The 25,635-nt window shown below is 37.4% G+C and carries 24 protein-coding genes and 2 pseudogenes; 6 read left to right on the forward strand and 20 right to left on the reverse strand.

What is annotated here, in order from left to right:
* Positions 1-198: 198 nt before the first annotated feature.
* Both MSBRM_RS19330 and tatC (MSBRM_RS07370) read right to left on the reverse strand, forming a co-directional pair.
* A complete protein-coding gene (locus tag MSBRM_RS19330) occupies positions 199-597 on the reverse strand; it encodes a Sec-independent protein translocase subunit TatA/TatB (RefSeq protein ID WP_080941475.1) in 399 nt (132 codons plus the stop codon).
* 129 nt (positions 598-726) lie between these two features.
* Positions 727-1,509: a twin-arginine translocase subunit TatC gene (gene tatC / locus MSBRM_RS07370; protein ID WP_048118338.1), complete on the reverse strand. Its 783-nt coding sequence runs from the start codon at positions 1,507-1,509 to the stop codon at positions 727-729.
* Positions 1,510-2,277: 768 nt separating this feature from the next.
* Between tatC (MSBRM_RS07370) and tatC (MSBRM_RS07380) the strand changes: the two genes are divergently transcribed.
* Positions 2,278-3,060, forward strand: a complete 783-nt coding sequence (gene tatC / locus MSBRM_RS07380) for a Sec-independent protein translocase TatC (protein ID WP_048118332.1) — start codon at positions 2,278-2,280, stop codon at positions 3,058-3,060.
* Between the two features lie 315 nt (positions 3,061-3,375).
* Here tatC (MSBRM_RS07380) and MSBRM_RS22050 read toward each other — a convergent pair.
* The 9 genes and pseudogenes from MSBRM_RS22050 to MSBRM_RS07415 form a co-directional block, all read right to left on the reverse strand.
* Positions 3,376-3,518 (reverse strand): annotated as a pseudogene (locus MSBRM_RS22050) (zinc ribbon domain-containing protein); the annotation flags it as partial.
* Positions 3,519-4,169: 651 nt separating this feature from the next.
* The gene (locus MSBRM_RS07385) at positions 4,170-4,907 is read right to left on the reverse strand and encodes a M48 family metallopeptidase (RefSeq protein ID WP_048118325.1); all 738 of its coding nucleotides are present in this window, start codon (positions 4,905-4,907) and stop codon (positions 4,170-4,172) included.
* 263 nt (positions 4,908-5,170) lie between these two features.
* On the reverse strand, positions 5,171-5,473 hold the full coding sequence (locus tag MSBRM_RS21890) for an ATP-binding cassette domain-containing protein (protein ID WP_329957113.1): 303 nt from the start codon (positions 5,471-5,473) through the stop codon (positions 5,171-5,173).
* On the reverse strand, positions 5,400-5,627 hold the full coding sequence (locus MSBRM_RS07390; RefSeq protein ID WP_255361939.1) for an ATP-binding cassette domain-containing protein: 228 nt from the start codon (positions 5,625-5,627) through the stop codon (positions 5,400-5,402). Before MSBRM_RS07390 ends, MSBRM_RS21890 begins: the two co-directional genes overlap by 74 nt.
* Before the next feature lie 286 nt (positions 5,628-5,913).
* A complete protein-coding gene (locus tag MSBRM_RS07395) occupies positions 5,914-6,195 on the reverse strand; it encodes a type II toxin-antitoxin system RelE family toxin (RefSeq protein WP_048118322.1) in 282 nt (93 codons plus the stop codon).
* A complete protein-coding gene (locus MSBRM_RS07400; protein WP_048118320.1) occupies positions 6,192-6,380 on the reverse strand; it encodes a hypothetical protein in 189 nt (62 codons plus the stop codon). Before MSBRM_RS07400 ends, MSBRM_RS07395 begins: the two co-directional genes overlap by 4 nt.
* 350 nt (positions 6,381-6,730) lie before the next feature.
* A pseudogene (locus MSBRM_RS07405) lies at positions 6,731-6,956 on the reverse strand (IS5/IS1182 family transposase); the annotation flags it as partial.
* A gap of 100 nt (positions 6,957-7,056) precedes the next feature.
* The gene (locus tag MSBRM_RS07410) at positions 7,057-7,617 is read right to left on the reverse strand and encodes a DUF1269 domain-containing protein (RefSeq protein ID WP_048118315.1); all 561 of its coding nucleotides are present in this window, start codon (positions 7,615-7,617) and stop codon (positions 7,057-7,059) included.
* Between the two features lie 353 nt (positions 7,618-7,970).
* Positions 7,971-9,035, reverse strand: coding sequence for an AI-2E family transporter (locus MSBRM_RS07415; protein WP_048155220.1), 1,065 nt, complete (start codon positions 9,033-9,035; stop codon positions 7,971-7,973).
* An 891-nt stretch (positions 9,036-9,926) separates the two neighbouring features.
* Between MSBRM_RS07415 and MSBRM_RS21895 the strand changes: the two genes are divergently transcribed.
* Together MSBRM_RS21895 and MSBRM_RS21900 are read left to right on the forward strand one after the other, a co-directional pair.
* Positions 9,927-10,148: a hypothetical protein gene (locus MSBRM_RS21895; protein WP_329957114.1), complete on the forward strand. Its 222-nt coding sequence runs from the start codon at positions 9,927-9,929 to the stop codon at positions 10,146-10,148.
* Positions 10,149-10,222: 74 nt separating this feature from the next.
* Positions 10,223-10,963: a TIGR00341 family protein gene (locus MSBRM_RS21900; protein WP_329957115.1), complete on the forward strand. Its 741-nt coding sequence runs from the start codon at positions 10,223-10,225 to the stop codon at positions 10,961-10,963.
* Between the two features lie 763 nt (positions 10,964-11,726).
* On the opposite strand, the gene MSBRM_RS07425 is transcribed toward MSBRM_RS21900, so the two are convergent.
* The gene (locus MSBRM_RS07425) at positions 11,727-12,755 is read right to left on the reverse strand and encodes an AI-2E family transporter (RefSeq protein ID WP_048118312.1); all 1,029 of its coding nucleotides are present in this window, start codon (positions 12,753-12,755) and stop codon (positions 11,727-11,729) included.
* Between the two features lie 344 nt (positions 12,756-13,099).
* Here MSBRM_RS07425 and MSBRM_RS07430 point away from each other — a divergent pair, with 344 nt between their 5' ends.
* The gene (locus MSBRM_RS07430; protein WP_048155222.1) at positions 13,100-13,315 is read left to right on the forward strand and encodes a hypothetical protein; all 216 of its coding nucleotides are present in this window, start codon (positions 13,100-13,102) and stop codon (positions 13,313-13,315) included.
* A gap of 380 nt (positions 13,316-13,695) precedes the next feature.
* Here the strand turns inward: MSBRM_RS07430 and MSBRM_RS07435 are convergent, their stop codons facing one another.
* The 8 genes from MSBRM_RS07435 to MSBRM_RS07470 all read right to left on the reverse strand — a co-directional run bounded on the left by MSBRM_RS07435 (position 13,696) and on the right by MSBRM_RS07470 (position 21,333).
* Positions 13,696-14,304: a HemK2/MTQ2 family protein methyltransferase gene (locus tag MSBRM_RS07435; RefSeq protein ID WP_048155225.1), complete on the reverse strand. Its 609-nt coding sequence runs from the start codon at positions 14,302-14,304 to the stop codon at positions 13,696-13,698.
* Positions 14,305-14,349: 45 nt separating this feature from the next.
* On the reverse strand, positions 14,350-15,228 hold the full coding sequence (rsmA, locus tag MSBRM_RS07440; protein ID WP_230669100.1) for a 16S rRNA (adenine(1518)-N(6)/adenine(1519)-N(6))-dimethyltransferase RsmA: 879 nt from the start codon (positions 15,226-15,228) through the stop codon (positions 14,350-14,352).
* Positions 15,229-15,426: 198 nt separating this feature from the next.
* Entirely contained in the window at positions 15,427-16,149 is a 723-nt protein-coding gene (locus tag MSBRM_RS07445; RefSeq protein WP_048118303.1) for a DUF655 domain-containing protein, read from the reverse strand.
* A 342-nt stretch (positions 16,150-16,491) separates the two neighbouring features.
* Positions 16,492-16,845, reverse strand: a complete 354-nt coding sequence (locus MSBRM_RS07450; protein ID WP_048118301.1) for an RNA polymerase Rpb4 family protein — start codon at positions 16,843-16,845, stop codon at positions 16,492-16,494.
* Positions 16,846-17,395: 550 nt separating this feature from the next.
* Positions 17,396-17,689 (reverse strand): 50S ribosomal protein L21e, encoded by a 294-nt coding sequence (locus tag MSBRM_RS07455; protein WP_048118299.1) that lies wholly within the window; start codon positions 17,687-17,689, stop codon positions 17,396-17,398.
* 148 nt (positions 17,690-17,837) lie between these two features.
* Positions 17,838-19,133: a tRNA pseudouridine(54/55) synthase Pus10 gene (locus MSBRM_RS07460; RefSeq protein WP_048118296.1), complete on the reverse strand. Its 1,296-nt coding sequence runs from the start codon at positions 19,131-19,133 to the stop codon at positions 17,838-17,840.
* 133 nt (positions 19,134-19,266) lie between these two features.
* Complete coding sequence (gene trmY / locus MSBRM_RS07465) at positions 19,267-19,902, reverse strand: tRNA (pseudouridine(54)-N(1))-methyltransferase TrmY (protein ID WP_048118293.1); 636 nt, start codon at positions 19,900-19,902, stop codon at positions 19,267-19,269.
* Between the two features lie 969 nt (positions 19,903-20,871).
* Positions 20,872-21,333 (reverse strand): hypothetical protein, encoded by a 462-nt coding sequence (locus MSBRM_RS07470; RefSeq protein WP_141706355.1) that lies wholly within the window; start codon positions 21,331-21,333, stop codon positions 20,872-20,874.
* A 199-nt stretch (positions 21,334-21,532) separates the two neighbouring features.
* On the opposite strand from MSBRM_RS07470, the gene MSBRM_RS07475 reads away from it, so the two are divergent.
* Together MSBRM_RS07475 and MSBRM_RS07480 are read left to right on the forward strand one after the other, a co-directional pair.
* Positions 21,533-21,763 carry a hypothetical protein gene (locus MSBRM_RS07475; protein WP_048155232.1) on the forward strand — a complete coding sequence of 77 codons (231 nt, stop codon included), beginning with the start codon at positions 21,533-21,535 and terminating at the stop codon, positions 21,761-21,763.
* 935 nt (positions 21,764-22,698) lie between these two features.
* Entirely contained in the window at positions 22,699-25,389 is a 2,691-nt protein-coding gene (locus MSBRM_RS07480) for a hypothetical protein (RefSeq protein ID WP_048155235.1), read from the forward strand.
* The last annotated feature ends 246 nt before the right edge of the window (positions 25,390-25,635 follow it).

Below are 25,635 nucleotides of genomic sequence, written 5' to 3' on the forward strand. Positions count from 1 at the left end.
TAAATAAGTAAAATTCAGCAGTAATAATGATCTAATAAATTGAAAATATCTATAAATTAAGCTAAGATTTTTTATGGTATATAAAGTTTCTAGTTCTATTTATATCTTAAATGTTTTATATTTATTTTTTTCTATTTGATTTTGATCTATTCAGTCTGTCTCTTTATTCTCCTTTTATCTTAGCTTGGTCCCAATGCTTCAGCTCTTTCGAGACTCTTCCTGTTCGGAGAGAGATTTTTCAGCTTCCTGCTTATTTTCCAAGTCTGTACCGGTTTTCAGTTCTGTATCAGTTTTCAGCTCTGTACAGGTTTTTTGCTCTGTATAGGTTTTCAGCTCTGAATCGGTTTTTGCTTCTTTACTACTGCCTGGAGTTTCTTTTTGTTCCTTCTCTTTCTCTTTTTCCTCAGAAGCGACTGTATTTGCAGCCTTTCGGGTGTAGGCATCGAATTGATTGAGCTCAAGCTCAGAAGCGCGCTGGGCTTTTTTAAATTCTCCCATCGCACCTCCTAAAGACCGTGCAAGCTCAGGAAGCTTCTGGGGCCCAAAGAGAAAGAGAACAGCAACGAGAATTGCTATCAATTCGGGTGTACCTATCATTGTTGGCTATTATCAACAATCTAATATAAAAGTTCTTGTAACAACATCGGTGGACTGGCTTATTTGGAGATTATTTTAAAAATACATGTTTTTAAAAATAAATAATCCCATAAATATGCAAACCGACTATCAAAATAGTCGGATAAGTAACAGGCTGAACTCAAAAAGGACTACAAGTAAAAATGCCACAAGGATTTGGGCAATGAATGTAGGATCAGGCGAAAGGAATAGTGAAACTGCCATAATCACACTGTAGACCAGTATCCTCTGCTTTTTAAGAGTCTGGTATTCTATAAGTCCCATTTTCACGGCAAAAACCACAAGCAGGGGAAGCTGGAAGACGATGCCGAAACCTGCAAGGATTGTGGTTACTGCTGAGAGAGTATCCTGAACGGAAAGTTGCGCTGTAGCCGCATCGCCTGAGTAAAATAGAATGTACTTGAACATTACAGGCAGGACGATAAAGTAACCTATAACGACCCCGAAGATAAAAAGCAGGAAAGATGCAGGTATGACCTTGAGGAAAAAGCGCTTTTCATGAGGATAAAGTCCCTTGCCTGCAAACCTGTAAAGCTGATAGAATAGCTGCGGAATAGAGATCGCAAGGGCGAATACAAGACAGAGCTTGAGACGAGCAAAGATCCATTCAAGGGGCGAGTACGCTGTCATGTAAATGTCAGTACTTATAAATTCCTTCCAGATAAGCAACATCCCTTTTGCCGAGAATGGGAAAGCAAGAATTATTCCCAGAAAAAGCCAGATTAAAACAATTGCCAAACGGTTCCTTAGCTCTAACAGGTGGAACGTAATGGGTTCTTCGACATCTCCCGGAACACCGGAGGTATATGAATTGATTCCCGATGTTTTTCCGTTAGGAGCTGTTGTTCCGTTGGCTGTGTGCTGTGAGTCCATTTATTTCCGCTCTTATGTGTACCTGGATAAATATATTAATATCGAAACATAATATTAAATGTGAATCTGCATCCCATTCGAGATATTTCGGTTCTCAGGTGCAGGAGATCTTCGGGATGCAGCTTATGGTTCTTTTTCACAATATCTTTCTACTATATATTTGCATACCCAATAGCGGCATATCTGAAGATTTATGTCACCCGAGTCATTATAATAGAAACACTTTATAATAGAAACACTTAAAATGATTAATATAATCAGATTAAACAAACTATCTTAATCCGGTAAAGGAAATAATATAACTTAATTAAGATAATTTATAGAATATACTTATCGTAATTAATATAAATTAGTTGAGAATTTATAATATATTTATGGTAATTGGTACAACTCAATTAAGATAATTACTATAGCCTGACTAAGGTAATAAATATAATACACTTATTATAAATATAAGTTTTTAAGATAACTACTTATTTCCCGGTACTTGAACACTATTGTTCCCCGTACTTGAACACTATTGTTCCCCGTACTTGAACACTATTGTTTCCGTACTCGAACTTTGTGGCTTCCGAGAATCGAATTCCTCCTGAATGGTGGCAGTTTCAGGAAATATTTGAAGGATTCCATGAAAAGAGCCGGATAAACCCAAAGCGAAAAAACAAAATAGGTAAAAAGAGAGTTGATGATAAAAATCCCTGCAGTGAATAAGAGTTCCCTCAAATGGGATAAAGAACTTTCTTTTGCTTTTCCGGATAGGTACTCCATATGTCTGAAGCCATTGAAAACCTCAGTGTAATCCTGCTGACCCTGCGAAATAAGTTACTTGTGATTTTCGGGGTTTTTACTGCAGGCATTATTCTCTCTTTCCAGTTTACAGGTCCTATAATTGAGAAAATGAAAGTTGACCTTCTGCCCGAGGGCGCAAAGCTGGTTTATGTGTCTCCTCTTGAAGTAATGATGCTGAAGCTAAAGCTCTCTATTATAATAGGAGTGCTCCTTATCCTGCCTATTATTGCATTCTATGCTTATAGGGCTATCTCGAAACGGTACTCAATTAAAGTTCCAGTATCTATTGGAAAGGGGCAGTTTACCGTTCTGAGTTTAGCGGTCATTGTCATGTTTATTCTTGGGGCTTCATACGCTTACTTTATTATGTTGCCTCTCTTTCTGAAATACCTTTACATGGATGCAGCAGGCTCAGGAGTGACTGCAACTTATTCGATCTTTAAGTTTATTTCATTTGCAGCTTCATGCACGGCAATCTTTGGTGTGATCTTCGAACTTCCAATAGTTCTTACTTTCTTGACCCGTAACGGATATGTAAAATATAGTACTCTTGCGACCTACCGCAAGCATATATACATTCTGTTCTTAGTCGTAGGAGCTATTATCACTCCTCCCGATGTTTTCAGTCAGATAATGGTTGCCGTGCCTATGGTGGTTTTCTTTGAGATCAGTATGGTGGTTGTGCGGTTAGTTGGAGTAAAGAACCGACTTCCCAAGTCTGATCCTTCAGCAACTGCTTTTGGAATTACAAGAAAAAACTAAGGAAAAAATGTGATAGAATAAGTACAGTTTAGGGATCTGAAAGTAAAATAAAGTTTGATAATGTGCAAGTTAACTTCAATTAAGACCATAAATTATTCAGCAGTCCAGATCTAGATCTGGACTTTAAAAATATTATTTTAATAGAGCTCATCCCAGAACTCAAAATTGCTTTTCTGAATTTCATATTCTGGATTATCAATAGAGATTCTGATCCTGAATGATAATTCTAAAACTCTTACTGATGTGGGAATAATATTGGTTTTGAGATGAGCTCATATGTATTTTTTAAAACAGACTTTACTATAGGACTTGCACATTCGATGTTTTGCAATCAGGGCAGATATATTCTCTATCCTTTAATGTCAAATCTGAATTCTAATATCCACAAACGTTACAAAATTTAGAAGACGGTTCAAATCTTCTTATTTTCAGGATAGTTTTACGAACCAATCTGCTTTATTTATATAATAATATATAATTGGAAAAAAATAAAAAGTGGTGTGTATAGAGAATGGGCATCTGTAAAGGACGAGATTAGAGAGTCTGTCAAAACTCTTTATTTATTTTGAAGCGCACCTTCTCAGATATCCATATTTATGATCGCTTTTTGAATCTCTAATATGAAAGTATCAAACTGTCTTTCCGCAGATGTCCTCTTAAATGAATAATTTTCTTGCTATCGTTTTTGGAGAAATTTCCAAAATTTAGTATTGAGATTGTCTGAGATCTCAATTGTTGCTACCAAAAAACAAGAAGGAAAACCTTTACTGAATATAAAACCTTTACTGAATATATAATGTTTAAATGAATGAGTGAACTAAGAAATACAATTTAAAATAATAGATAGATATATTGAAAAAAACGATGTCGGGAAAAATAGTGGAATTTATCAGACATCTGCGGAAAGTGGGATCAAAAAGTATACTATACTTTTATATATTGTGTTATTAATAAATTTTATACTGCAAGTTGGATAAGTCTGTAATTTTTCATTACATTCAGTGTTTCAAGTTATAAAGTTACAAACCACTCATAGAGTTACAAACCACCCATAGAGTTACAAACCACCCATAGAGTTACAAACCGTTCATAAAGTAGTTATACTGGCTTCAAAGTACATATTTCCAGCCGTCTATTTTCAAGCTATTCCTGTATTTTTCATAATCAGGCATGAGTTCTCGGACAAGTTTCCAGAACCTTGCAGAATGATTTTTCTCTTTTACGTGGCAGAGTTCGTGCACTACTACGTACTCAAGCTGCTTCGGCGGGCCCATCATAAGCTGGAAATTTATCCTCAATACATTCTTTGCAGAACAGCTTCCCCAGCGCTTTTTCTGGTACTTTACCATAAAAACCGGAGTGGATACCCCGAATTTTTTTGAGTAAATCTTCAGAAGCTTTTCAACTTCCTCTTCGGCACGTTTGCTATAAAAGTTCCAGACAGCTTCTTTTACCAGAAAAGGAAGCTGATCTTCAGAAGTATTCTCAGAAATCTCAACCGTGAGTTCGGAATTCTTGAAAAAAGCCAGAGGTTTTTTAATGTCATTCACGAATGTGATTCTCAGAGGACATTCTCTGCCCAGATAAAGATAAACTTCCCCTTCACAATACTGCTTTTTTTGATCAGGCAGTCTGTTTGCCTCAAACCATTCAAGCTTTTTAAATATCCACTGGGCTTTTCCTTCAACCATTCCCCGAATAGTATCCGCACTTAGACCCTGAGGTGCTCGAAACTCGACTCTCATGTCCGGGCGGACTAAAATAGCTGCTCTCTTTCGCTTTTTGCTGTACACTATCTCGTAATTTATAGTCTTGCCACAGGCACTGACCCTATCGTTTTTCCTCATTTCGGTTTCCTCGAATTATAACGAGTTTTCAATTCAATTGTTCTTTTATTGTTCTCTTGTTTTTATTTTTGTTCTTTTGTTCTTTTTTGTTCTTTGTGTTTCCTTAATTACTTCCTATCCAGATTTGATTTGTCCTTTTCATCCATTGAATTTTTTGTAAAGGTAGTTGCCGTTACCTGAAAGATCAGGATGAATATTATGAGCGCCAGAATATCCAATAGTGGTGGAAATAACGATTTACCGGTATTGCATACTCAATCATATCATTTCCACAGGTAAGAGGCGACACCATTGAGATCTGCCTGCCAATCCTGGGTATTGACATCGAGACCTGAGGTTGGTTCATCCATAAACAGCAAACGTGGACTATTAACCAGTCCCATTGCAAGCGTAAGACGTCGTTTCATCCCCTTTGAAAAAAACGTGAGTTTTGTCGTTGCGCCGGTTGTATAATTTAAACTTTTTGAGCAGTTCCTCTGCCTCGTTTTCTCTTTATTTCCGCCCCACATGGTAGAGTTCGTCGGAAAGCACCATTTTCTGCCATGCAGTAAGGTCGTCATAAACATTTGAATTTTCGTACACTATGCCCATTGACTGCCGTGCGGCAATAGTGCCGTGCTCAATATCATGGCCAAAAATAGCTGCAGTTCCCGACGTCGGTCTTGAAACTCCGGACAAAATACGAATGGTAGTGGTCTTGCCAGCGCCGTTGGGACCCAAAAAACCAAATGTTTCTCCCTCACCAACTGAGAAACTAATATCATTGAGTGTGTGGTAAGAGAACCAAATTTCTTGATTAGATGAGATACCTCAATTGCTTGCATATATCCTGATACTGTGTTTAAAACTTAAATCATTCTCACAATCTATTTTTCAAAAAAAGCTTGACAAAAAAATAGTACAGGTGATGTATATCACAACCTTTTTTCAAAAAAGCTTGGCCAAAAAACAGCACTTGACCAAAAACAGTACTCACAAAGTCTGTCTTTACTATATTCACCTCGATTCACGCATAAGCAGTATGCATGTTATATGCCCGCGTGTAATGCTCAAAAACTAACATGGTAAGGATATTTGTATCACGGTCAAAAGTATAGACCAGCACGAAGGGTCCGATATGAATTCTCCATTTATCTTCAAACTCGGCTTCAAGGGGAATGCCCATTTCCGGCCTGTAAGCCAGAAGTCGGAGGCGGTGTTTCACGTAATCATAACCTGGCCTGTCAAGTCTATACAAATTTTTAAGGTTTTTGCAGACTGAGGGATGAAGGGCTACTTTGTATGTCATTCCTCTACCTTCTCGAAAAGTTCATCAAGCTCAAAAGCAGGCAGCCGGTTGATCAAACTATCCTGTTCTGCTTTACGTATTTTAAAAGAGAAAGATGGCTGAAAAGCAGTTTCAAGCGGGTACTTGATCTCATTAAATTTTTTCTCAAGCTCTGTTAGCTGGTTGAAAATTTCCGTAAGTGTCATACCCACCAGCGCAATTGGTTTATAAAGATTTCAGGAAATTCCTTTTAAGTTTTAAGGTTTTATTAGAACTATGTTTAAAGATATACTTTAATAGGACGGTTTCTATAAAATAGCTATATTTAATCATGATAATTAAATCTTGAAAAAAACTTAAAAACTAGTTTTTCATTAAAAACTAGTTCTTAAAACTATATCAAAATCATTTTGAACTGTACAATTGAGTAATGCCCATTTCAATTTTTAATTGATTTCAACAAGAACAGATTAATTTTCATAGATCAACATAGCTTATTTGCTATTCTAGCTCGAATTTTCTCTTTATTCCAGCCTTAATTTCTCCCCCTATCATTTCTTTTAAAAGGAATCTCAAATGCAGCAGGACAATAATAACAGTCTTTTTCTTTATCGTATTTAAGAAAGATTTTCTGAACTTCCTGTTTTTCCTTCTTATCAGCTTTATACAAATTATTAGGGATATAGGCATCAATACCTTCTTCCAGTAAAAATTCCAGATTTTCATCTGAAAATACCTGTATCTGAAAGCATTATTGTTGGCTTATATCCCAGTGTATTTTTTGCCATACCTAAATTTGAGCGTGCACCCCTTCAGAATCAATCTTTCAGAATCAACCTTTCGGAATCAACCTTTCAGAATCAACCTTTCAGAATCAACCTTTCAGAATGCAGCTGCTGCTTGAGGCCCTTTTTTCTTTTTCTCTGCAAATTTAACAGCTTCTGTCAGTTCTTCCCCAACTGCAATGAGCAGCTCGGGTGTGAGCATACCCTGGGAGACCATCACGCCCCCTGCATCTCTGATTGCCTGTTTTAGGTTTTTTGCCCATAGGTGTTCGATAATAAGAATAGCAGCAGCAGTACCTTCAGGTATAGCCTCAGTTATCTCCAGAATATCTTCTTCAGTGATTCCATAATTCTCCTGGGCTGCTGCCAGGAGTCCTGCCTCTGTGCCTCCCCTAGCTCCTTCTTCACCGCCAGCTCCATACCCGATAAGCCCCCCTACGACAGCGCCAAAACGCATTTTTTCTTCTTCATCCAGTTGTGTAGTCTCAAGAGACTTGATATTCCCAGCTTCGTCTTTCCATATAAACAACAAATCAATAAGCCTGACCATTCCTTTATTCATGACTGAGTCAAGTTCACGGCGGATCTGGCCGTGGAAGTTCGGATTGTCGAATACTATAACTAAGAGCTGCATTGGTCCATACAGTACTTCATCCATTTATTTACTCCCCCTATTCGAAGTTCTGCTTCTGCTGTGCAGTTTATGCTGCGCTGCTTTTCACGGCTAACTGGTGACCACATGAATGAGATATGAAATCTCGTACAGTTCCTGTAGTCTTCTTCCCCCTCTTTCAGGAACTCTACAATCAAAAGACAATTACAATAGTATTAACAGGTAGTATTAATACAAAAAATATATAAAATTAAATATATATATAAACTAGCATATCTAATATTCGGGTTAAGATTACGAGTGAACAGGCAAAAAATATAGACGGATTAAAATATAGACGGATTTTTTGTATCTTTACAAAACCGATAGCTTCCGAGTATCTCTTCATCGGTCCGGATTTAATTTTCTTTTTCCTGCCCTGTACTTTCCTTAGCTTCTGCTTCGTTTCCTACCGGGCCCATAAATCCGGCAAGCCATCTGGTTTCATTAAAACTCTCCAGGATGATCTTCAAAATCATGGTAAGAGGCGTGGCAAGCAGCATTCCTGTAGCTCCAAACACATAATTCCAGTAGAGAAGGGACAGAAATACAATAGCTGGAGATAGTTTCAAGCCTTTTCCTGCGAGTGAAGGAAAGATTACGTTTTCCGTGAGTGCATTGACTATCGAGATAGCGATAATAACAGCCAGAGCCCCTACAAGCCCATACTGGAGAAGCCCGAAGAACGCAGGTGGGATTGTAGTTAAAGCCAGACCTATGTAAGGAATATAACCTAGAAAAAATGCCATGATGCCCCAGAAAACCGCAAAGTCGATGCCTCCTATAAGGAGAATAACTGCAATTCCAATGGCTGTAACAAGATTTACTTCTGTTCTTATAACAATAAACTCTATCAGACCCTTACCAAATTTATTCAGACGTGATTCGAGTGCGAGCTGTTCTTCAGCCTTTTGTTCTGTTTTTTCCTGAGCTCCGGCAGCACCCAGCAGCAAAAATGCTGCTGTGACTATGATTATTCCAACTGTTGTCCCGGCATTTATGAGTCCGTTAAGGGCGCTTACCGTGAGGCTAACTGCAAGTGATGCAATACCACGAAGAATAGACTGCAGGGATAGTTCTTCGGTAGATGGAAGATATGGTGACAGTTTGTCCAGGATCTCTGCCAACTGACTCTGATAGTTTGGAAGTTGGTTTCCAATCTGGATTGCAGCTCCTACAACCACTGCCCCGAAAAGCGAGATAATTAGGGTTAATAATAAAATTACCAGAAGCACACTCAGTACTCCTGGAATACCTTTTCGATTGAACCAGCGGACAGGTGGGGTAAGTATCAGTGCAACGAAGATTGAGAAAAATACGGTTGTGAGTATAGAGGATATTTCCCTCATTCCTATTGTCAGGATAACAGCAAAAGTACTGTACACTAAAATCTCAGCAGGTACCGAGATTCTATTTATTTTCATATTTTACAATTCCCCCCATGTCATTTTACAGTAAGCTGATTCTTTTTTTCATAACCCGTTAACGCAGGTTGATTAATGCCTCCAGATAAATAATGTATCCGATAACCTTTGTAGAATAGTGGAGGAGTATCTGGTTAGCTTTCCAACCCCTGAAACCATAATAACACTCGAACCTGCTCCCAAATCTAGTTCAAACTAATGGCTCTTCGAAGTGCCCCACACCTATTCTCATGAGCAAATAGATGAAAAATATATATTCAAATTGATTTATAATATCTTGCATTTTTATGGGCTTAAGATATCATTGTGAACTTTAAGGAAAACTATGAATTAAATCACAGAGTATCGCTATAATACGATACCTTTTGCCCGCAAAAGTGAGCCTGAAGATGTCCTGTATGGCATTATCGGCAGAAATTCAAGGAAGTTTTCTTTCCTTACACCGAGTTCCTTTAAATTAAGCAGGATCCTGAACATCTCGTGTTATAGTTTCCTTTCCATAGACAACGGATTCACGCAGGTATTTCAAAATAAGTTCTAAAATTAAAAACATTGGATCAAAACAAATAATCACAGTAAACGCACATGATATTCTTTGAATAACATGCGCAAGCAATGAAAATGCTTGCAGGTGGCAGCATTTTCATGCTAATCTACAGCAATGTTTTTACCTTACTTTTTCATCCGGTTTTTGAGATGGTATCTGAACAATAACATGTTTTTATGTTCAAATCTATAAGATTCGATTAGCTGCAAATATTTCTTGAAGCCAATCTATAGGATTCGATTAGCTGCAAATATTTTTTGAAACCAATCTATAGGATTCGATTAACTGCAAATATTTCTTGAAACTAATTTGTATGAAATAGATATTATATATATAATTATATTATGCGTCTTGTTCAGGTACTCATTCCAGTAGGCAAGCGACAGCCTGTGCTCGCAGTGCTAGATGAAGAAGGGATAGACTATGCCGTATGGGATGAAACAGGCCGAAAGGACTTTGAAGCCCTTGTTCAGTTTCCGGTTCCTCCTGTTGGTGTAGAACCAGTACTTACCAGATTGAGCAAGGCAGGAATTAGAGAAAATACATACGATCGTCCTGACACCTGAAACTATAGTATCAAGAAAGACGCATTGAAGTTCTAAAGCAGCGCTACTTTGGAACCCGTATCTCGCGGGAAGAATTGATTGCACGTGCAGAGAACCTAGCACCTGAAACTTCTACTTATCTCTCGTTTCTTGTTCTGAGCACGATTATTGCAACTGGAGGACTCTTGCTTGATTCGGCTGCAACAATCATCGGAGCAATGGTCGTGGCTCCACTTATGGGACCTGCAATTACTGCAAGTGTAGTCACTGTTCTTGATGACAGAAAACTTGCGTCTCGAGGAATTAAGATGCAGATTGGAGGGCTTCTGCTCGCAATTGCAGTGGGTACCCTTATCGGCATGCTTCTTAAAGAATCAATACTTTTGCTACCTGTCCTCGATATCCGAGAAATATCCCAGATAGCCGAGAGGACCAGCCCTAATTTCCTTTCTCTTTTCCTTGCTCTGGGATTGGGTATAGCAGGAGCTATCAGTATTATCCGGAATGCAGGGTCTGCCTTTGTGGGTGTCGCAATTGCAATTGCTCTCGTTCCACCAGCTGCAACGTCAGGGTGGGTACTACCCTTAGTAGCAGTTGCAGCTGCCGTTCTCGTGCTTGTTAACCTTCTTGCTGTCAATGTATCAGCTCTCATAATGTTCTGGGTTTCCGGGTTTCGTCCGGTAGAGAAAGAAGCAGTTGTACATGCCCGTTCTTCTGTGATCTCGCATGTAGCTTTACTTGTCATTGCAATTGCCTCACTCTCTGTAGCTCTTGGGCTTGTTACTTATTCTTCTTTTCAGACAATTCTTGTTGAGCAGGAGATTAATGGAGAATGATAGCTATGTTCAAAGATTCCGAATATGCAGAAAAAGATTTGACACTTGAAAAAGTTACAGTAGGCTATATGCCTTTAGATTTCTTGTTAATAAACCTGTAAAAGTATCCCTCCTGATAGGCCGCAAAGTAGGTCAGGAAGACCTTCCAGATATGCCAGTAAAGCTGCTTACCGCCTGACAGAAGCTACAGGTAAAGATGTCAGAATTAATATCGGCTTTGTATAGTCACAGAAATTCCCGTAAGTGCTCCCCTGTAATTACTTTTCATAAACACAATTTGTAAATTTTTGCTTTTTGGAAAGTAGTTTCTGGAAAGTAGTTTCTGGAAAGTAGTTCTCTCCTTTTTTCCAGATCTTATAGCCAAAACTCTTTATCCAAGGTAAGGTGCATAGAGAATATGATTAATGACTGGTACAGGATAATCTGGCAACGCCACTTGTTTGTAAAGAGCTTACCCGAATTGCTTTTTCATAAATCCCCTAATTCCCCAATTCAAATTTTGCTCTGCTAACCGTCTCTATTTTCACTGCACCTGGCAAGTACATTGTTTACCGAATTATAGTCACGCCTGTAATTGTTGCAACAAAAATCTCATTGTATCTCATTTGAGCAGTTGCATTATTTAGCCGCGTGACTATAGCATGACTATAACTATGGAATTTCTTCAGTCACTTTTTATACTTTTATCTAATCTGACGGCTTCATAGTGTTTTCTTGTCTTTCCGGAGTAATAGTTATTTTTCCTTGTCCTGGTTTTTTCAAGTTACTCTATATCTCCTGGTGGATCCATTAATCTGGCCATCCATTTTGTTTCATCAAAACTCTCAAGCATGATTTTCAAAGCCATTGTAAGAGGTATGGAAAGCAATGCACCTGCGCCTCCGAGTACAAAATTCCAGTAGATTAGGGCAAGAAATAAAAAGGCTGGAGATAACTGCAGGCCTTTTCCCATAAGTGAAGGAAAAAGGACATTTTCTGTAATCCCATCGACAGCAGTGATAACAACAATGACTGCAAGAGCACCTAAAGGCCCATACTTAAAAAGCGCAATCACTATGGGAGGGATGGAAGCTACAACAAGACCAATATAGGGGATGTAACTAAGAATGAATATAAAAACTCCCCAGAGAATCGCATAGTCGATCCCACCGATAAGGAAAGTAATAGTAATTGCAACGGCTGTGATAAGATTTATTTCAGCTCTTATAACAATAAATTTTACTAACTTCCTGCCAAAGATACTTAACCTCAATTGGAGTTCAGATTGCTTTTCAATTTTCTCATTTATTTTATTAGGAACATTTGCAGCCTCTATTAACATAAAGGCCGTCGTGAGTATGATAATTCCAACTGTTGTCCCAGTATTTACAAGTCCATTAACAATGTTTACAACAAATGAAACCGTAATTGATACGATGCCACGAATAATCGACTGCACGGAAAAACCGTCATATGAAGGGATATATTTTGCAAGATTACTCATGAATTCAATTAACTGATTTTGATATAGCGGGATCTGGCTTCCAAATTGGATTGCCGCACTGGCAACTATTAACCCAAGAATCAGGACAATGAAGGCGAATAAAAGAATTACCAGAAAGACACTCAGTACCCCGGGGATTCCTTTTTTCTTAAGCCATCGGACAAGCGGAGTTAAGATCAGTGCGATAAATACAGAGAAAAAGAAGACTGTAAGTATTGAAGCAATCTCTCGCATTCCAATAGTCAGGATAACCGCAGCTGTACTGTAAAGTAAAATCCTAGCTGGTATCGACTGATTCTCTATATCCATATAATGCCCCACCTGTTTTTTATACTTTTTAATTAACATTAGCGGGAACAGTTATTCCTAACTATCTAACTGTATTTATCTCCTTCTATGCCGGAAAGCTCAAAACAGTCCGATAATACAGTAAATCACTTCATCAGGGTTAAGAAATCTCTTTTTCGATTCTGACGTAAAAATTCTTCAAAATACTGCAATGGATAATATATCTTTACAAAATCACGTGAAAATTACAAAATTAAGTCCCAAAATTATGAACTTCATTGAATACACGTTTCTTATGAAATTCTTCAGCGTCCATAATACATGATTTGTATACCCTATTGACGGAGGCTATGTTTGCAGAATAAATGAAGAAGATTATTTTCCCTAAAGTACTACTTATTAAAATGTTAGAAGATGAACATAAAAAAAGAAGTGATGGAAGCTTTGATAATCATTATAAATTGGCAATTCCAATTAATATTATGATCGTTATTATTAACGCACCCATTATATCCCAGAAGCTTTCCCAGAAATTAGTACGTGACATACTTCACCCCCCTTACGGTAAAAAGAGAAAATAATTAATAAAGTTAGTTATTCTCATCTATTTTTTGAAAAGAGTTTCGAACCGGTATCTCCACACAAATTAACTGAGTTGGAGGAAATAGTTTATCAAACGAGATCGGTATATGGTTTCTGTGGAGGAAAACAGGATTCTATGGGTTTCAAGAGAATATCATTGACTTCACGGAATGACAAACTATTGTATTATAATTTCAAGAATAGTATAATTTCAAGAATAGTATAATTTCAAGAATAGTATAATTTCAAGAATAGTATAATTTCAAGAATAGTATAATTTCAAGAATAGTATAATTTCAAGAATAGTATAATTTCAAGAATAGTATAATTTCAAGAATAGTATAATTTCAAGATAATATTAGTTTTGAGATAAACTCGTTCACAAAAGTTTTCCTCTAACAACCATTAACTCCTCAAAAGAAACCTTTTTTCTTGCCACAACATCAACCACAAACCCCATATCTATCATTTTCTCCTTAACGGCATCCAGCCCTGTAATAGAAGAGATAAGCACAAGAATTTCTCCTTCTGGCTTGAGATAATTTCTTATTTCATCTAGGAACATGTTAAGAGTGTCTCTTCCGCTAATTCCACCATCAAAAGCATAATTCAGCCAGCCAGGAACCTTTTCTTCCTCAGAAGTCGGGAGATAGGGCGGATTAAAGAGAATAAGGTCAAAAAGAATATCAGGATTTTTGGACTTTATTCCTCTAAAAAGATCAGTACGAATAACCTCCACGCCATTTACTTTTGCACAGCGAGCGGCATGGGGGTTAATTTCCGTAGCGACCAGACAAATCCTTTTCAGGTTTGCAAGAAGTACAGCAGATACAAAACCCGATCCTGTTCCGATTTCAAGAATGCGCATGCCTGGCTTTGCCTCTTTAAGGACTGCGTCGGCAAGTAAAAAAGAATCTTCTGCAGGCTCATAGACAAGGTCCGTGTCCCCGAGCTTAATCCGAGCTTTTCTGTATTCGATTTCAACCATAATTTTCGAGTTCTTTATTTTTTTAGTTATATTGCCCTAAGCTTTTTATTGCTCATTTAATTCATTTTCAAAAAATGACTTTTTTAAATCAATTATTTGATTTGCAACCTGTGCAAGCTCTTCAGGAGTCAAGTTTTCAGCGCGTTTGCTTATTATATCCTCAGGCAGCCGGGCAATAACCTCTTTGATGCTGGGAATTTTGAGTACATGGTTCATGTTCAGAATCGCATTTTTCAGTTTTTTCCGTCGCTGGCTGAAGACTGCAGATACAAAATCCATGAAAAAGGCCTGGTTTTTGACTTCGAAAGGCGCAGGGCGGGGAACGAGTCTGATAACTGCCGAATCAACTTCCGGTGCCGGCTGGAAAGCACTTTTTGGAACCTTCATCAATATAGAAGCATCAGCAAAATAGCAGGTATCGACTGTTAAACGTGAATAATCCTTACAATTGGGTAAGGAGACCATCCGGGCTGCAAACTCATACTGGTACATGAGAATGCCAAGTTTGAAGTTATGGCGAAGAAGCTTGAAAGTTATCTCAGATGAGATGGAATAAGGAAGGTTTGAGACGACCTTATTGAATTCCGGGAACTCGACTTTCAGTGCATCTCCTGCAATAATCTCAATATTTTCGACTTTATCGAAACGGTCATGGAGAACTCTGACAAGGACAGGGTCGAGTTCAATTGCAATTACCTTTTTTGCTTTTTTTGCAAGTCTTTCAGTCAGGTTTCCGATACCTGCACCGATTTCAAGAACTACATCCTCAGGTCCAAGCTCAGCAGCAGCTACTATTCTGTCTAGATAGCCTGCATCGACCAGAAAATGCTGATCAAAAGTGCCTCCTTTTATATTATATTTTTTAAGAAGAGAACGAACCAGACTGAAACCTCCTGAATAAATCGAGTAATAAATAGAGTACATTGCTAAGTAAATTAAGTACTTTGATCTAACACGGAATCTTTGGTCAACATTTGGTCAATAATGGTATCTGGATCAATAATGGTATCTGGATCAATAATGGAATTACTATAATTTAAATGATGAAAATCAAAAACTGAAAAAGTTAACCTTAAGAGCCATACTGAAAAAATAGATCCGAGAGAGGTCATCTCACTCGGCTTACTGTCGGCGCGGTGGAGCTGTGAACAGTCTGTACTTGATGAAATCATCCTTGAGTTCCTCTTCAATCCTGTGGGCAAGGACTTTAGCCGGGTCATGCAGGCTTGGAATTCTTTCCCGGATATCCTGAAAACTCTTGAAGTCTCCTTTTTTGCGCTCATCGATTATAGACCACATGAGTTTTTTTCCTATCCCGGGAAGGAGGTCAAGCATGTGCAGGCGGGTAGTTATGGAATGCGCATCGTTGAAAAACTTTACAAAATGTGCTTCCTGATACCTCACACAAGCCTCAAGGATAAAAGGCAGTTCGAGATTCGCTCCTGTCGTAAGATCCAGGTGTCCGATTCTCTGCTTTACGTGGTCGATTTCATCCCGGTCTCCCGATCCTATATAAACTCTTGACTGAATCTGAGGAACCACACCGTTTTTGGGAACAAGCTCCATAAGAGTGAATTTTTTATCTCCCACAGCCTGGACAAGAGGTTTTTTCTGGTATGCAGAAGTGCCGTCAACTGATTTTCCATATGGAAGATAGTCAAGAACCCATGCATACTCTTCTCTCTCCTGTGAGCTTTCCAAGGACTTTCTGGATGAGCGCGGAGCTCTTTCTGATCGTCTCTCGAATTGCGGTTTGCCTGTCGGACGCCTGCCGCCATAAGAAGGTTTTTCAGCAGCTGATCTGCCAGCGTACGATCTACCTGATTGCGACTTATCTACTCTCATCAGCACCCATCCTATCAATTGATATGAAATCCCAAGGAAATCTGTGTTCAGGACATATCTTCTCCTGATATGCCCAACTCGCGTCCATTCGGTTTGGAACCTATTCATTAATCGACTGTCGACAATTCACAAATTTCTGGTGTTCTATGTGTCCTGTAAAACTTTAAACTACCCTGTAACCAGCATCCCCGGACTCTATATTCAATAACCCAAAGAGTCCTCTGTGTTTGAATTCGGGTCAGGTATTCCCTGACACTTTAAAGTACTCTAAGTTTCGGATACTTCCCTTATAAATAAGAAGATGAAAACTTCTATATAGGTTATTCCCTTTGCATTTAAGTTTTATTCAATCGTTTCCAACACGTAATCGAGAATTTGATCAAGTTCTTCATTGCTCAGGGTATATTTTTCTTTAGCGTAGATTGATCGGATTTCATCCCTGGATTGAGGCAGAATATCTGCGATCCTGATCGCAATTGAAGGCTTCATTTTTTCGAGTTCTAACAGCCTGTTAACCAGTTCTCTTGATTTTTCTCCACTGATCTTTGAGAATTGTTCAGCATGGCGAAGAGCTTTTCTAAATCCATATCCGACTTCAAGTCCCTTCTCTCTGCGCTCTTCGGCGATCCTGGTAAGTAGTTCTCTGACTTCGGCCAAGGTCAATAAATCTTCACTGAGGACTTCCTTAACTATCATTGGAATACACTCTTTTCGACTTAAAAGTTGTAACAATCTGCCATTCCCTGCTGAGTAATCTCTTCAAATCACTCTTCAATTCTCCAGGAGTTCCCGGCAAGTAAATTTCTGCCTGTAAATATCCGGAAATCTGAATTGGCCCCGAGATTGCTTACCTTTTCTCATAGATAGGCACTCTTCAGATTACCGTTATGCACGAAATTCGATCTTATTTAATAATCTAAAATTGTTCCGAATAATCTTTTCCTGATCTGGATCAGGTATATGTCTGACAAACGATATATAATTATAGATATTCACATCTCGAGATAATAAATCACCATGTAGGAATAAAGGACCAATTTTTTAAAATCAGTTTTCTTTAAGTCCCCCACCTCTTTTAAGCAGTTTTCCAGGGGACACTGGGTTTTTTACATTTAATTACAGATCCTTATCTTATTACAAGTTACCGAAAACCCTGACATGAGCCCGAGCCTACGGCAAAAGCCTGCATACTGTAAACTCAGGTAAAATGAGTTAGGTTTTACAACCTAACTGCCTGGAATATATATTAATACTTCTGCGGTTTAAGGTGCTGAGGGAGAGAGATAACTTCCTTCATCGCATTTCCGCTGCGGACTTCAAGAATGTACGAACGACCGCGCTGTCCGAGAATCTTTCCGGTAGAACCCTGGAATTTTGGATTAGGCATGCCTTTCTGAATGCTTGGGTCAATGTCAATATGGACCATTTGCCCTTCTTCGAATTCCTGAATTGCCTTGCTTACAGGGGAAATCCCTCTTTCACGAACTGTCTTCTGTAATTTGTACCTTGTGCAGCGTTTTTCGCCGTGGGAGTTTGTCATCGCATGTTCCTCCTTAGAATGCTCGATTAATTAGTCTATAGTATATACAGTTTTTCTCTAGATAAGATGGATATTATTTAAATAAGACGTTCAGTCAGGCAGTATTTTCCTGACTCTACATATTAAATAAATCTGATTCAGATTGAGTTTAAATATCGACGTTGACCACATCAAGATCTTCCACAAGCGCAGGAATCCCTAAAAGTCCGCTCAGACTTGGGTTTGTCCTGCCCTCATCTCCGGAAACAAGCTCTTTTACATACAGCCCGCCTTCGCAGTTTACTGTTATGTAAGCGTAACCTTCGTCTGTCAGTTCGTCGAGCTTGATGCCATGCACATGCCTTTTCCTGACAAGGTCGGCCCGCCTGTGAACTACCCGCCTTGGAGTCTGCTGTGAGATCTCTATGCCACTCAAAGCCTCAAGGCTGGATTTAAGCTTTTCCTCCGAAACAGGCTCTTTAAATGTAACTTTAAGCTTATAAGTTTTATCCGCCTTTGAGCTTTTCAAGGTCTCAATCATATTCTTTCCGGTGAAAGAAAACTCTCTTACCTCAACTTTTCCGGCAGCTTCCTCGTTAATATTTCGCATAAGCTCTTCAAGGTCTGTGCTTCGCTTTACAGGGGATTTTGCTTCTACTACAAAAGGCCTGCCGCTTCCCAGCATCAGGGCATCGATATCTTCCCTGCCAGAGCCATGAAAAGCCGTATCAACTGCCTGGAAAGCCTTAACTACAGGCCCTTTTATAAGTTCATCTACGGATTCCTGATACTGTTTTCCTGTAAAATTGCAGCGTTCACATCCTTTGCCCTTGCATTTCCTGCAAGGCCAGCGCGTCTGGGGAATTCCCCTGATAAGTTTGCGGTAGCGCCCTAGAAGATATACCGAGCGGAGCTGGAGATCAAGCTTGTTTTTTGCGAGGTCAAGAGTAATTGTAATATCAGGGTTTTCAAAATCCACGTCTTTCTGGACTTTTTCGGCTATCCGCTTGCCAACTTCCCTGTTTAGCTCGGTCTTAAGCTGTTCGGCATATGCAGTCCCAGCCTCAGCCCAGAGCATCTCCTCGTTTTCACTCAGAAGCCCGCTGACCTTTGTACCTACAAGAAATGTAGAATATTCGAGTCCTTCAAGGGCTTTTACAGCTTTATCGGCCCATTCATCCAGCTTTTTAAACTGGTCAAGGCAGACCCAGCACTGTTCATCTTCACCCTCTATTCCGAGAGCCTTTCTCGCAAATACACTGCAAGGAGCAAGTTCTTTGAGAAGGGAATCATCATTTTCAGTTTTGTAGATCCGGTCCCCTTCAAGGACAAGGGCGAGTTTCAGGGCCTGCCCCCGTTCTCTGTTGCTCAGGCCTGTGGATAATTTTGCAAACTGACGGCCCAGACAGTGGTCACATATCGGGCCTTCATGCAGAATCTTTTTTGAAATTTCGAGTACATCCATTTTCTTTCACTTTCTTACGCTCTTTGTTTGGGAAATAGACCTGGGAATGAGTGATAAAATTAAAGGATAAGTAAAGGGTAAAAGCTTCTTATCATCTCTTAATGCTTCTGGTCATCATTTAATATGTTACCACTCAATCTTCGACCCTGCTGTCAGCTTCTCCGGGGAATTCTCCCCTTTCAGCCTCAGCCCTGTCCAATTCATTATGTATAAGGGTTATGCAGTGATTAGAATGGAGGGAAAGAGGACCTACCGAGATAATTTTCGCCCCTGCCTTAAAGAGCTGTGCTTCCTCCTCTTCGGTAACTCCTAAATGGTCTCCAAGGATGAAGACCGGGTCACGGATTTCATTTGCAATTGCCCTGATATCCTCTCCGTCTTCTCTCAGGTAGAGCAGAGTGCGACCCTCAAATTTCGAGAGCAGGGAATCGAGATCTCCTCTACGAATCCAGACACCTGGAGTGGAACGAATATCCTGTTCGCTTGCGTCCTTCTGCAGGGCTTTCTGGATAAGTGAACCGCTGCTCCGCTCGTCCGGGTTAAGGTATCTAAGGTGCAGTCCTTCAAACCTGATGATTTTTCCGGGATCAGGTTCTCCCAGAAGGAGCAGGTGTACATTTACGTCCCTGCGCATTCCGAAAGAGAGAAAAAGGGCAGAACTCACGCAGCGGCAAAGAATATCCATTCTTCCCGCAGAACCTGGAAGATCATTTAAAGTAAAGTCGCCGCTTGTATATGCTTTATGCCCTATAATAACGATATCGCGCATGGGCACTATATTTACGCAAGAGGTATAAAAGATGTACGTAAACTTTTTTGGGAAAAAAGGTTTTTTGGTTCCAAACCTTATATTAGCGAATTTGTTTACAAAGTGAAGGTTTTTATCAATTAAAAGAATCGAGAATGGTTCTGGCTTCAAAGTAATTAAAAAAGACGACAACCATGTGATTTTCAACATAAAAACGATAGATTAATAAATCAAAGTAACCGGATTTGTCAATTTTGCAGGTTGGGAACTTAACGTAACTGACGATGTAATATATATTAACCCCGGAAATGGTAGAGTGGGGGGAAATCATATAGTGTATGCTGACAATCATTGTGTTACTTTATCTAATTACGGTTTTGCAGTCTAAGTTGCTTCATAACTTGCTATCTAATAGAAGTTATTCTCTCCAGTTTTAGGATACTCAAATATCCTGAAACTGGTAGCTCTACTCAATGAAAATCAACACACCAGAAAATTTTATATAGAATGGTAAACAACTTATAGAGTATTGGCTCGGCATCAGAATTACGCTTTTTTATTCATTTTATGCTATAAGTGTTAAATAATCGTAAGTTGCTGACTCTTTTGCTAATTGAATTGGCGTGATTACTTGATGCTTTCAAGCTGCAAACGACTTAATGTAAGAATAACAAGAGATGTTAATATATGTCATGTAATCATTACCAAAGACCAACTAAACCCGTTGGAATTATGACAGAATCTGGATTAAAGGTTATACAGCCCGAAGAAATCAAAAAATTTTGTACAGCTTTTTGTGTAAGATACTACCCATCAGTAGAGGAGAAGAAAGACTATTGTACAAGTGATAATTTCGAAAAATGTGAACGATATATGAAACGACATCGTGGACAAGCTAGATAATGACTGAAGCTGAGCCGGCTTAAATCTCTATTAGTGATTGGAATATTTGGGCATGCTAAATACCCCAGCAACCGACCAAGCGCAAACTTAAACAGTGCCACAGTATTCGTTTATATTTCGGAACATATCAAGGATGTCAGTAAATAGAAGATCAAACTGATTTGGAAGGCTATCTGGATATTCCCTACCCCAAGCATCGTGGCTAACAATGTTAGACCACTTTATCATAGGTCGCATTCGGGCTGTGAACTCTACTAATTTGTTAGACACTTCATCGGGTAATATGCCAATAGAACTAATTTCATTCGCAACGAAGACGAATTGGTCTACATGATACTCAAGTCTTTTATCATCGGCTATAAACATAATATACTGAGCGTCGTCATTGAAATAGATTTGATCAGCTGTTGAATAAGACCTCCAGTCGTTAATAAATCCCAACAGAACTTTGTTTACTAAAATTTGAGCTGTCAGCACACGATCTTCTTCAGCTATTCTTTTGTCCCGCATTCTTAAAATTTCATTATATAATATATCAGATAGAGCCATAGAAATGGCTATGCTTCGATATATATTAAACATTCTTATTTTATTTTAATAACACTTCAGGTATATTTGACGTTTTTCATCGCCACAGTATGCTAACGAGATGTTTGACTAAAATATTGACTAAAATAAAAAACTTTTCATAAGATTACACTGCTTAATCTAACAAACATATAAAAATAACTTCATAGAGGATTATAGAGTGGTAGATATAAACAGTATACATGGAGATAAAATCGAGTTCCTTAAGTCGAATATTGCGGCGTATGAAAAAAGAATCGAAAAGATTAAAAGAGAAAAGCTAAAAGCACAAAAAATACTTGGTCCGAATATCATTGATGATGTTTATGATATGCGTATAAAAACAATTGAAGATGGAAAGCAGCGTTTCGAAAATTTATTGAAAGAGTTAATGGAAAATCAAGCGATGTGACATATTTCTAGGCATCGGGATATGCACAAATATACCAACAACTAGCCCGGGCTTGAATCTCTACTGGAGCCGGAATACTTGAGGAGCTGGCCAATCCCTACTGTACGTTACGTAGATCGACGCTACTGGGTTTTAAGGATATGCTTGAACAAATCCTAAGACAATATCCCTGAGCCAGAGGATTGCTGAAGGGACAATGTTGTCACATCGAGGTAAAACCTGAAGCCATCAACTATAGTAAAGATAGTTTTAACCTTAGTTGACTCGAACTGGCCAGAGCCACAAAATCGATTACAGTTTAACAAATCTCGGACCTTTATGGTTAAGATTTTCTTTATCTTATTCCTAATAAAGTAAAGTAATAGCCTGTCATAGCAAAAATATAACGGTATCAGCCAAAAGCGATTTTTGAGATATACCTGGAATAATTACACTGGCTGGAGTATATCTATGATATGGAAGATTAAGCTGAGCAGGAAGAGGTTGAGCAATGTTGCAGTAGCTTCTGAAGATTATTCACGAAGCAATGTCTATTTTAGCCAACTGTGAAGACTTAAGATCTAGCTTTAAAGGAGTTCAGGGGTTCGAATTCCATCCATCACACTAAATTTTGGGGTTATAGGTAACTCTAAAAAATGCAATGCAGTTTTGTGTAAATAATGCACACCATTTTTTAAAAATCCCTGTAAAATAATTCTTTATTCATAATTTTCTTCAAATAAAACTCGAAAAGTATAACCTATTGTAAAATATAAACAGTGCTATTTTTCGGTTCTTAATTGGTCATATATAAAAATACATTGTTAAATTATATTCAGCTTTTTATATACTTTATTTTTAGTTAATATTTACTCAAATGAAAATGTTAATCTACTGTGAAAATTAAAACAGACAATATATACTCTAATTCTAATATTTAATAAGATCTGGTTTTAATGGTAAACGGCTCCAGTGATTTAGATTCTGAATTTGAAAAGCATATAATTAACCCACTTGAAGATGAATTAAAAAATTTAAAAATAAATTTGAGTGAAAACGGAACTAAGTTAGAAACCTTAGATAAATCAATTCAATCGAAACATAAAGATTATGCCAACGGATTAAGTATCTATAGCAACGAATTGAATACTTACAGAAATGAAGTAGTAACTAAAATTACTAAATGTTTAAACTCCAGTAGAAATATTATTGATTCTGGTAAAAAAATTTTTAACAATTGTATAGATCATTTTTATAACCAATTACTTAAAAATGTTGCATTAGTTAGCTTTTTGTTTATCGTGTCAGTATTTTTTTTAGGAATACGTGGCTTAAATACTGATGTTTTTGGAGGAAATCATACCTACTTACTTGGGAATAGTTTTCCTATAAATAGCAAAGTTTCCAACATGCTAATTAACTTACTACTAGTTTTATTATATATCGTTGCAATTTTTCTTTCAGTATATATCTCTAGACAAAAATCTAAAACAAAATTGAAACTAACTCAAGAAAGTTTTACAACTAATATTAATGCTCTAGAAAATGATACTAGTAGTATAAGACAATTAAAAGACAAACCTTATTCTACTGATCTGTGTTCTATTGACTCTGAAAATAAAAAGAAACAAGAGGTTTTTCGAGAATTTGCGAATTCCTTCCAAGATTCGATAACAGTATTTAAAAGAACAATTCCAGCCTATAGAGAAATAAATGAAATGGAAAAGTATAGAGAAAAATGGCATTTGGAATGTAATAAATTAAAAACTGTGGTTGCTTTCTTTGGTTTGGATGAACTAAAAGATATAATAGACAATGTGGGAAAAACTCCTGTTATTAAATTGAAAGGCTCAGATGATAGAACCATTAAAAGCTCTATTATTAACTCAGTATGTGAAAGAGCCTTCTTTGATGAAGTTTTAATGAATCTTTTTGTGTCATATTACGAAGAAAGTAGAAAAACTGAAAATATTTGGGAACAAATCAAAGTTGATAATAACAAATTACATCCACTAGCTGAGATATTGTTAAAATTAAAAAAGCTAAATTTTGATAAGGATGTTTTAACCGGAAATATTCTACAAAAAATTCTCGCTAAGACTCAGTTTTTTAATCTAACTTTAATAACAAACAATGTTTCATTATACATCCGTATACGTAAGTTCCTAATAAACTATCGAGAGAAACTTCATAATGAAAATATATTTTTGGAAATTCAATTAAATGATGAGGAAATTGTTGAGAATATAAGTTTTGAGGATACTTTTGAAAACAATTTTTTAAATGTTTTCTGCAAAGAACTACACCAATCTTTAAATGTAAATTTCAAAGATGCCTATGTAGATGCGTTAGTGGCAATTATTTTAAATCAGGATATTAATTTCAGGGACGAAGTATGCAAGATCGCATCAAGAAATGATGAAGCCGTATATGTTTTGATGGCCTATCACGATTTACGTAAACAAAAAGGAGAAGGAAACGAACAGTTTTTACTCTCCAATATCTTTGATCAAGGTGAAACGCCTTCCCAGATGAAAGAAAAGATTGAAATCGACCAAGGAAGTAAGAAGACATATCAATATTTTAAATTGGGTTTATCTAGAGGGGAATGGTATGAGTCGAGTCAAATAATAACCCAAAAAATGATTAAAGAACTTTCAGACAGAATAGACCATGAACAAAAATATCGTTCTCTCAAAATTGCATTTACAAAAGTTCTAACAAAAGTAAATATAAATACTTTAGATAAAGCGGTTGATGCAGGACTTTTTTCTGTATACTTGATTCTTACTTCAAAACCTGCAAAAGGAAGGTTTCTAGATAATATAGTGGATAAACTTTCAGTTAGAAGTAATAAATGCGAAAAAAGGAAAAAAGGAACTTCAACTAGAAGTTATGATACTGATATAGTTGAATCTTTTAAATCAAAATTTGGAATTTCACTGCTTTTTGATTCAAGCACTCCAATATATGATTTTGAGAAATACTCTGCATCTACTAGAATTGGTATACTTGATAAAAAAATTTCATTTACTACTTTTGTTGATAGGATAAATAAAGACATTGAGAAGTTATTGAAAGCAGAGAATGAAAAAGATCCTACTAAGAAGTGGGAAGATATAGGTTTTATAGTGTTGAGAATTAGTCCTTCAAAGTATAGTTTTGGAATAATGAATGAAAAAATAGAAAAAACTTGCAATGTTACATCAACAAATTTAGATATTGCAAAAAAAATTGCAACACTTGCTTCAGATTATCTTTCAGATGCTGAAAAGACAGTTATCTCTACTTTTGATAATACTGTAAATCTTGTAGATATAATTGAGCAGCTTACTATTTTTGACTTCATGTCACCAGTAGTACAAAAAGAATTTAGTAAATATAATAGTTTCTTAAAGGATGAAGACTTAAGAGTTTCTATTTACAAATGTTTGGAAGAGAATGGCATTGATTCTTTCAAACAGTTAAGTATTTTCCTTCATCATGATAAAGAATTAAAAAATAAACTCAAAAACTCTTTCTCTTCTTGTCTAGATAGCTTGTATTTTACCAAAAGAAGATCAAGACTCAATAAGAGTACACAAGAAGTTTTTGTTAATGAATTTTTGGATACACTAGAATCATTAAATGAAATTTGGAATATGTAATTCAGGGGTTAAGAACCTCTGAAAGATAATTTTAATAGCTTAGAGCTAATTCCCAGCTTTTTATACCTAGATTAATATTTGTTTTATAACTTCATATTAAACTGTCTCTCTCTTTATTTCCTTGACTTTGGACTTTAACCTCTTGTGGCCAAGTTTTCCCAGGCTTTAATCCTCCCCAAAACATGGCTGTTAAGGGTGAAAAGCTTATCACTTTTGGCCATAGAGGATATGCACAAATATCCCAAC

Source organism: Methanosarcina barkeri MS (assembly GCF_000970025.1).
GTDB classification, from domain to species: Archaea; Halobacteriota; Methanosarcinia; order Methanosarcinales; family Methanosarcinaceae; genus Methanosarcina; species Methanosarcina barkeri.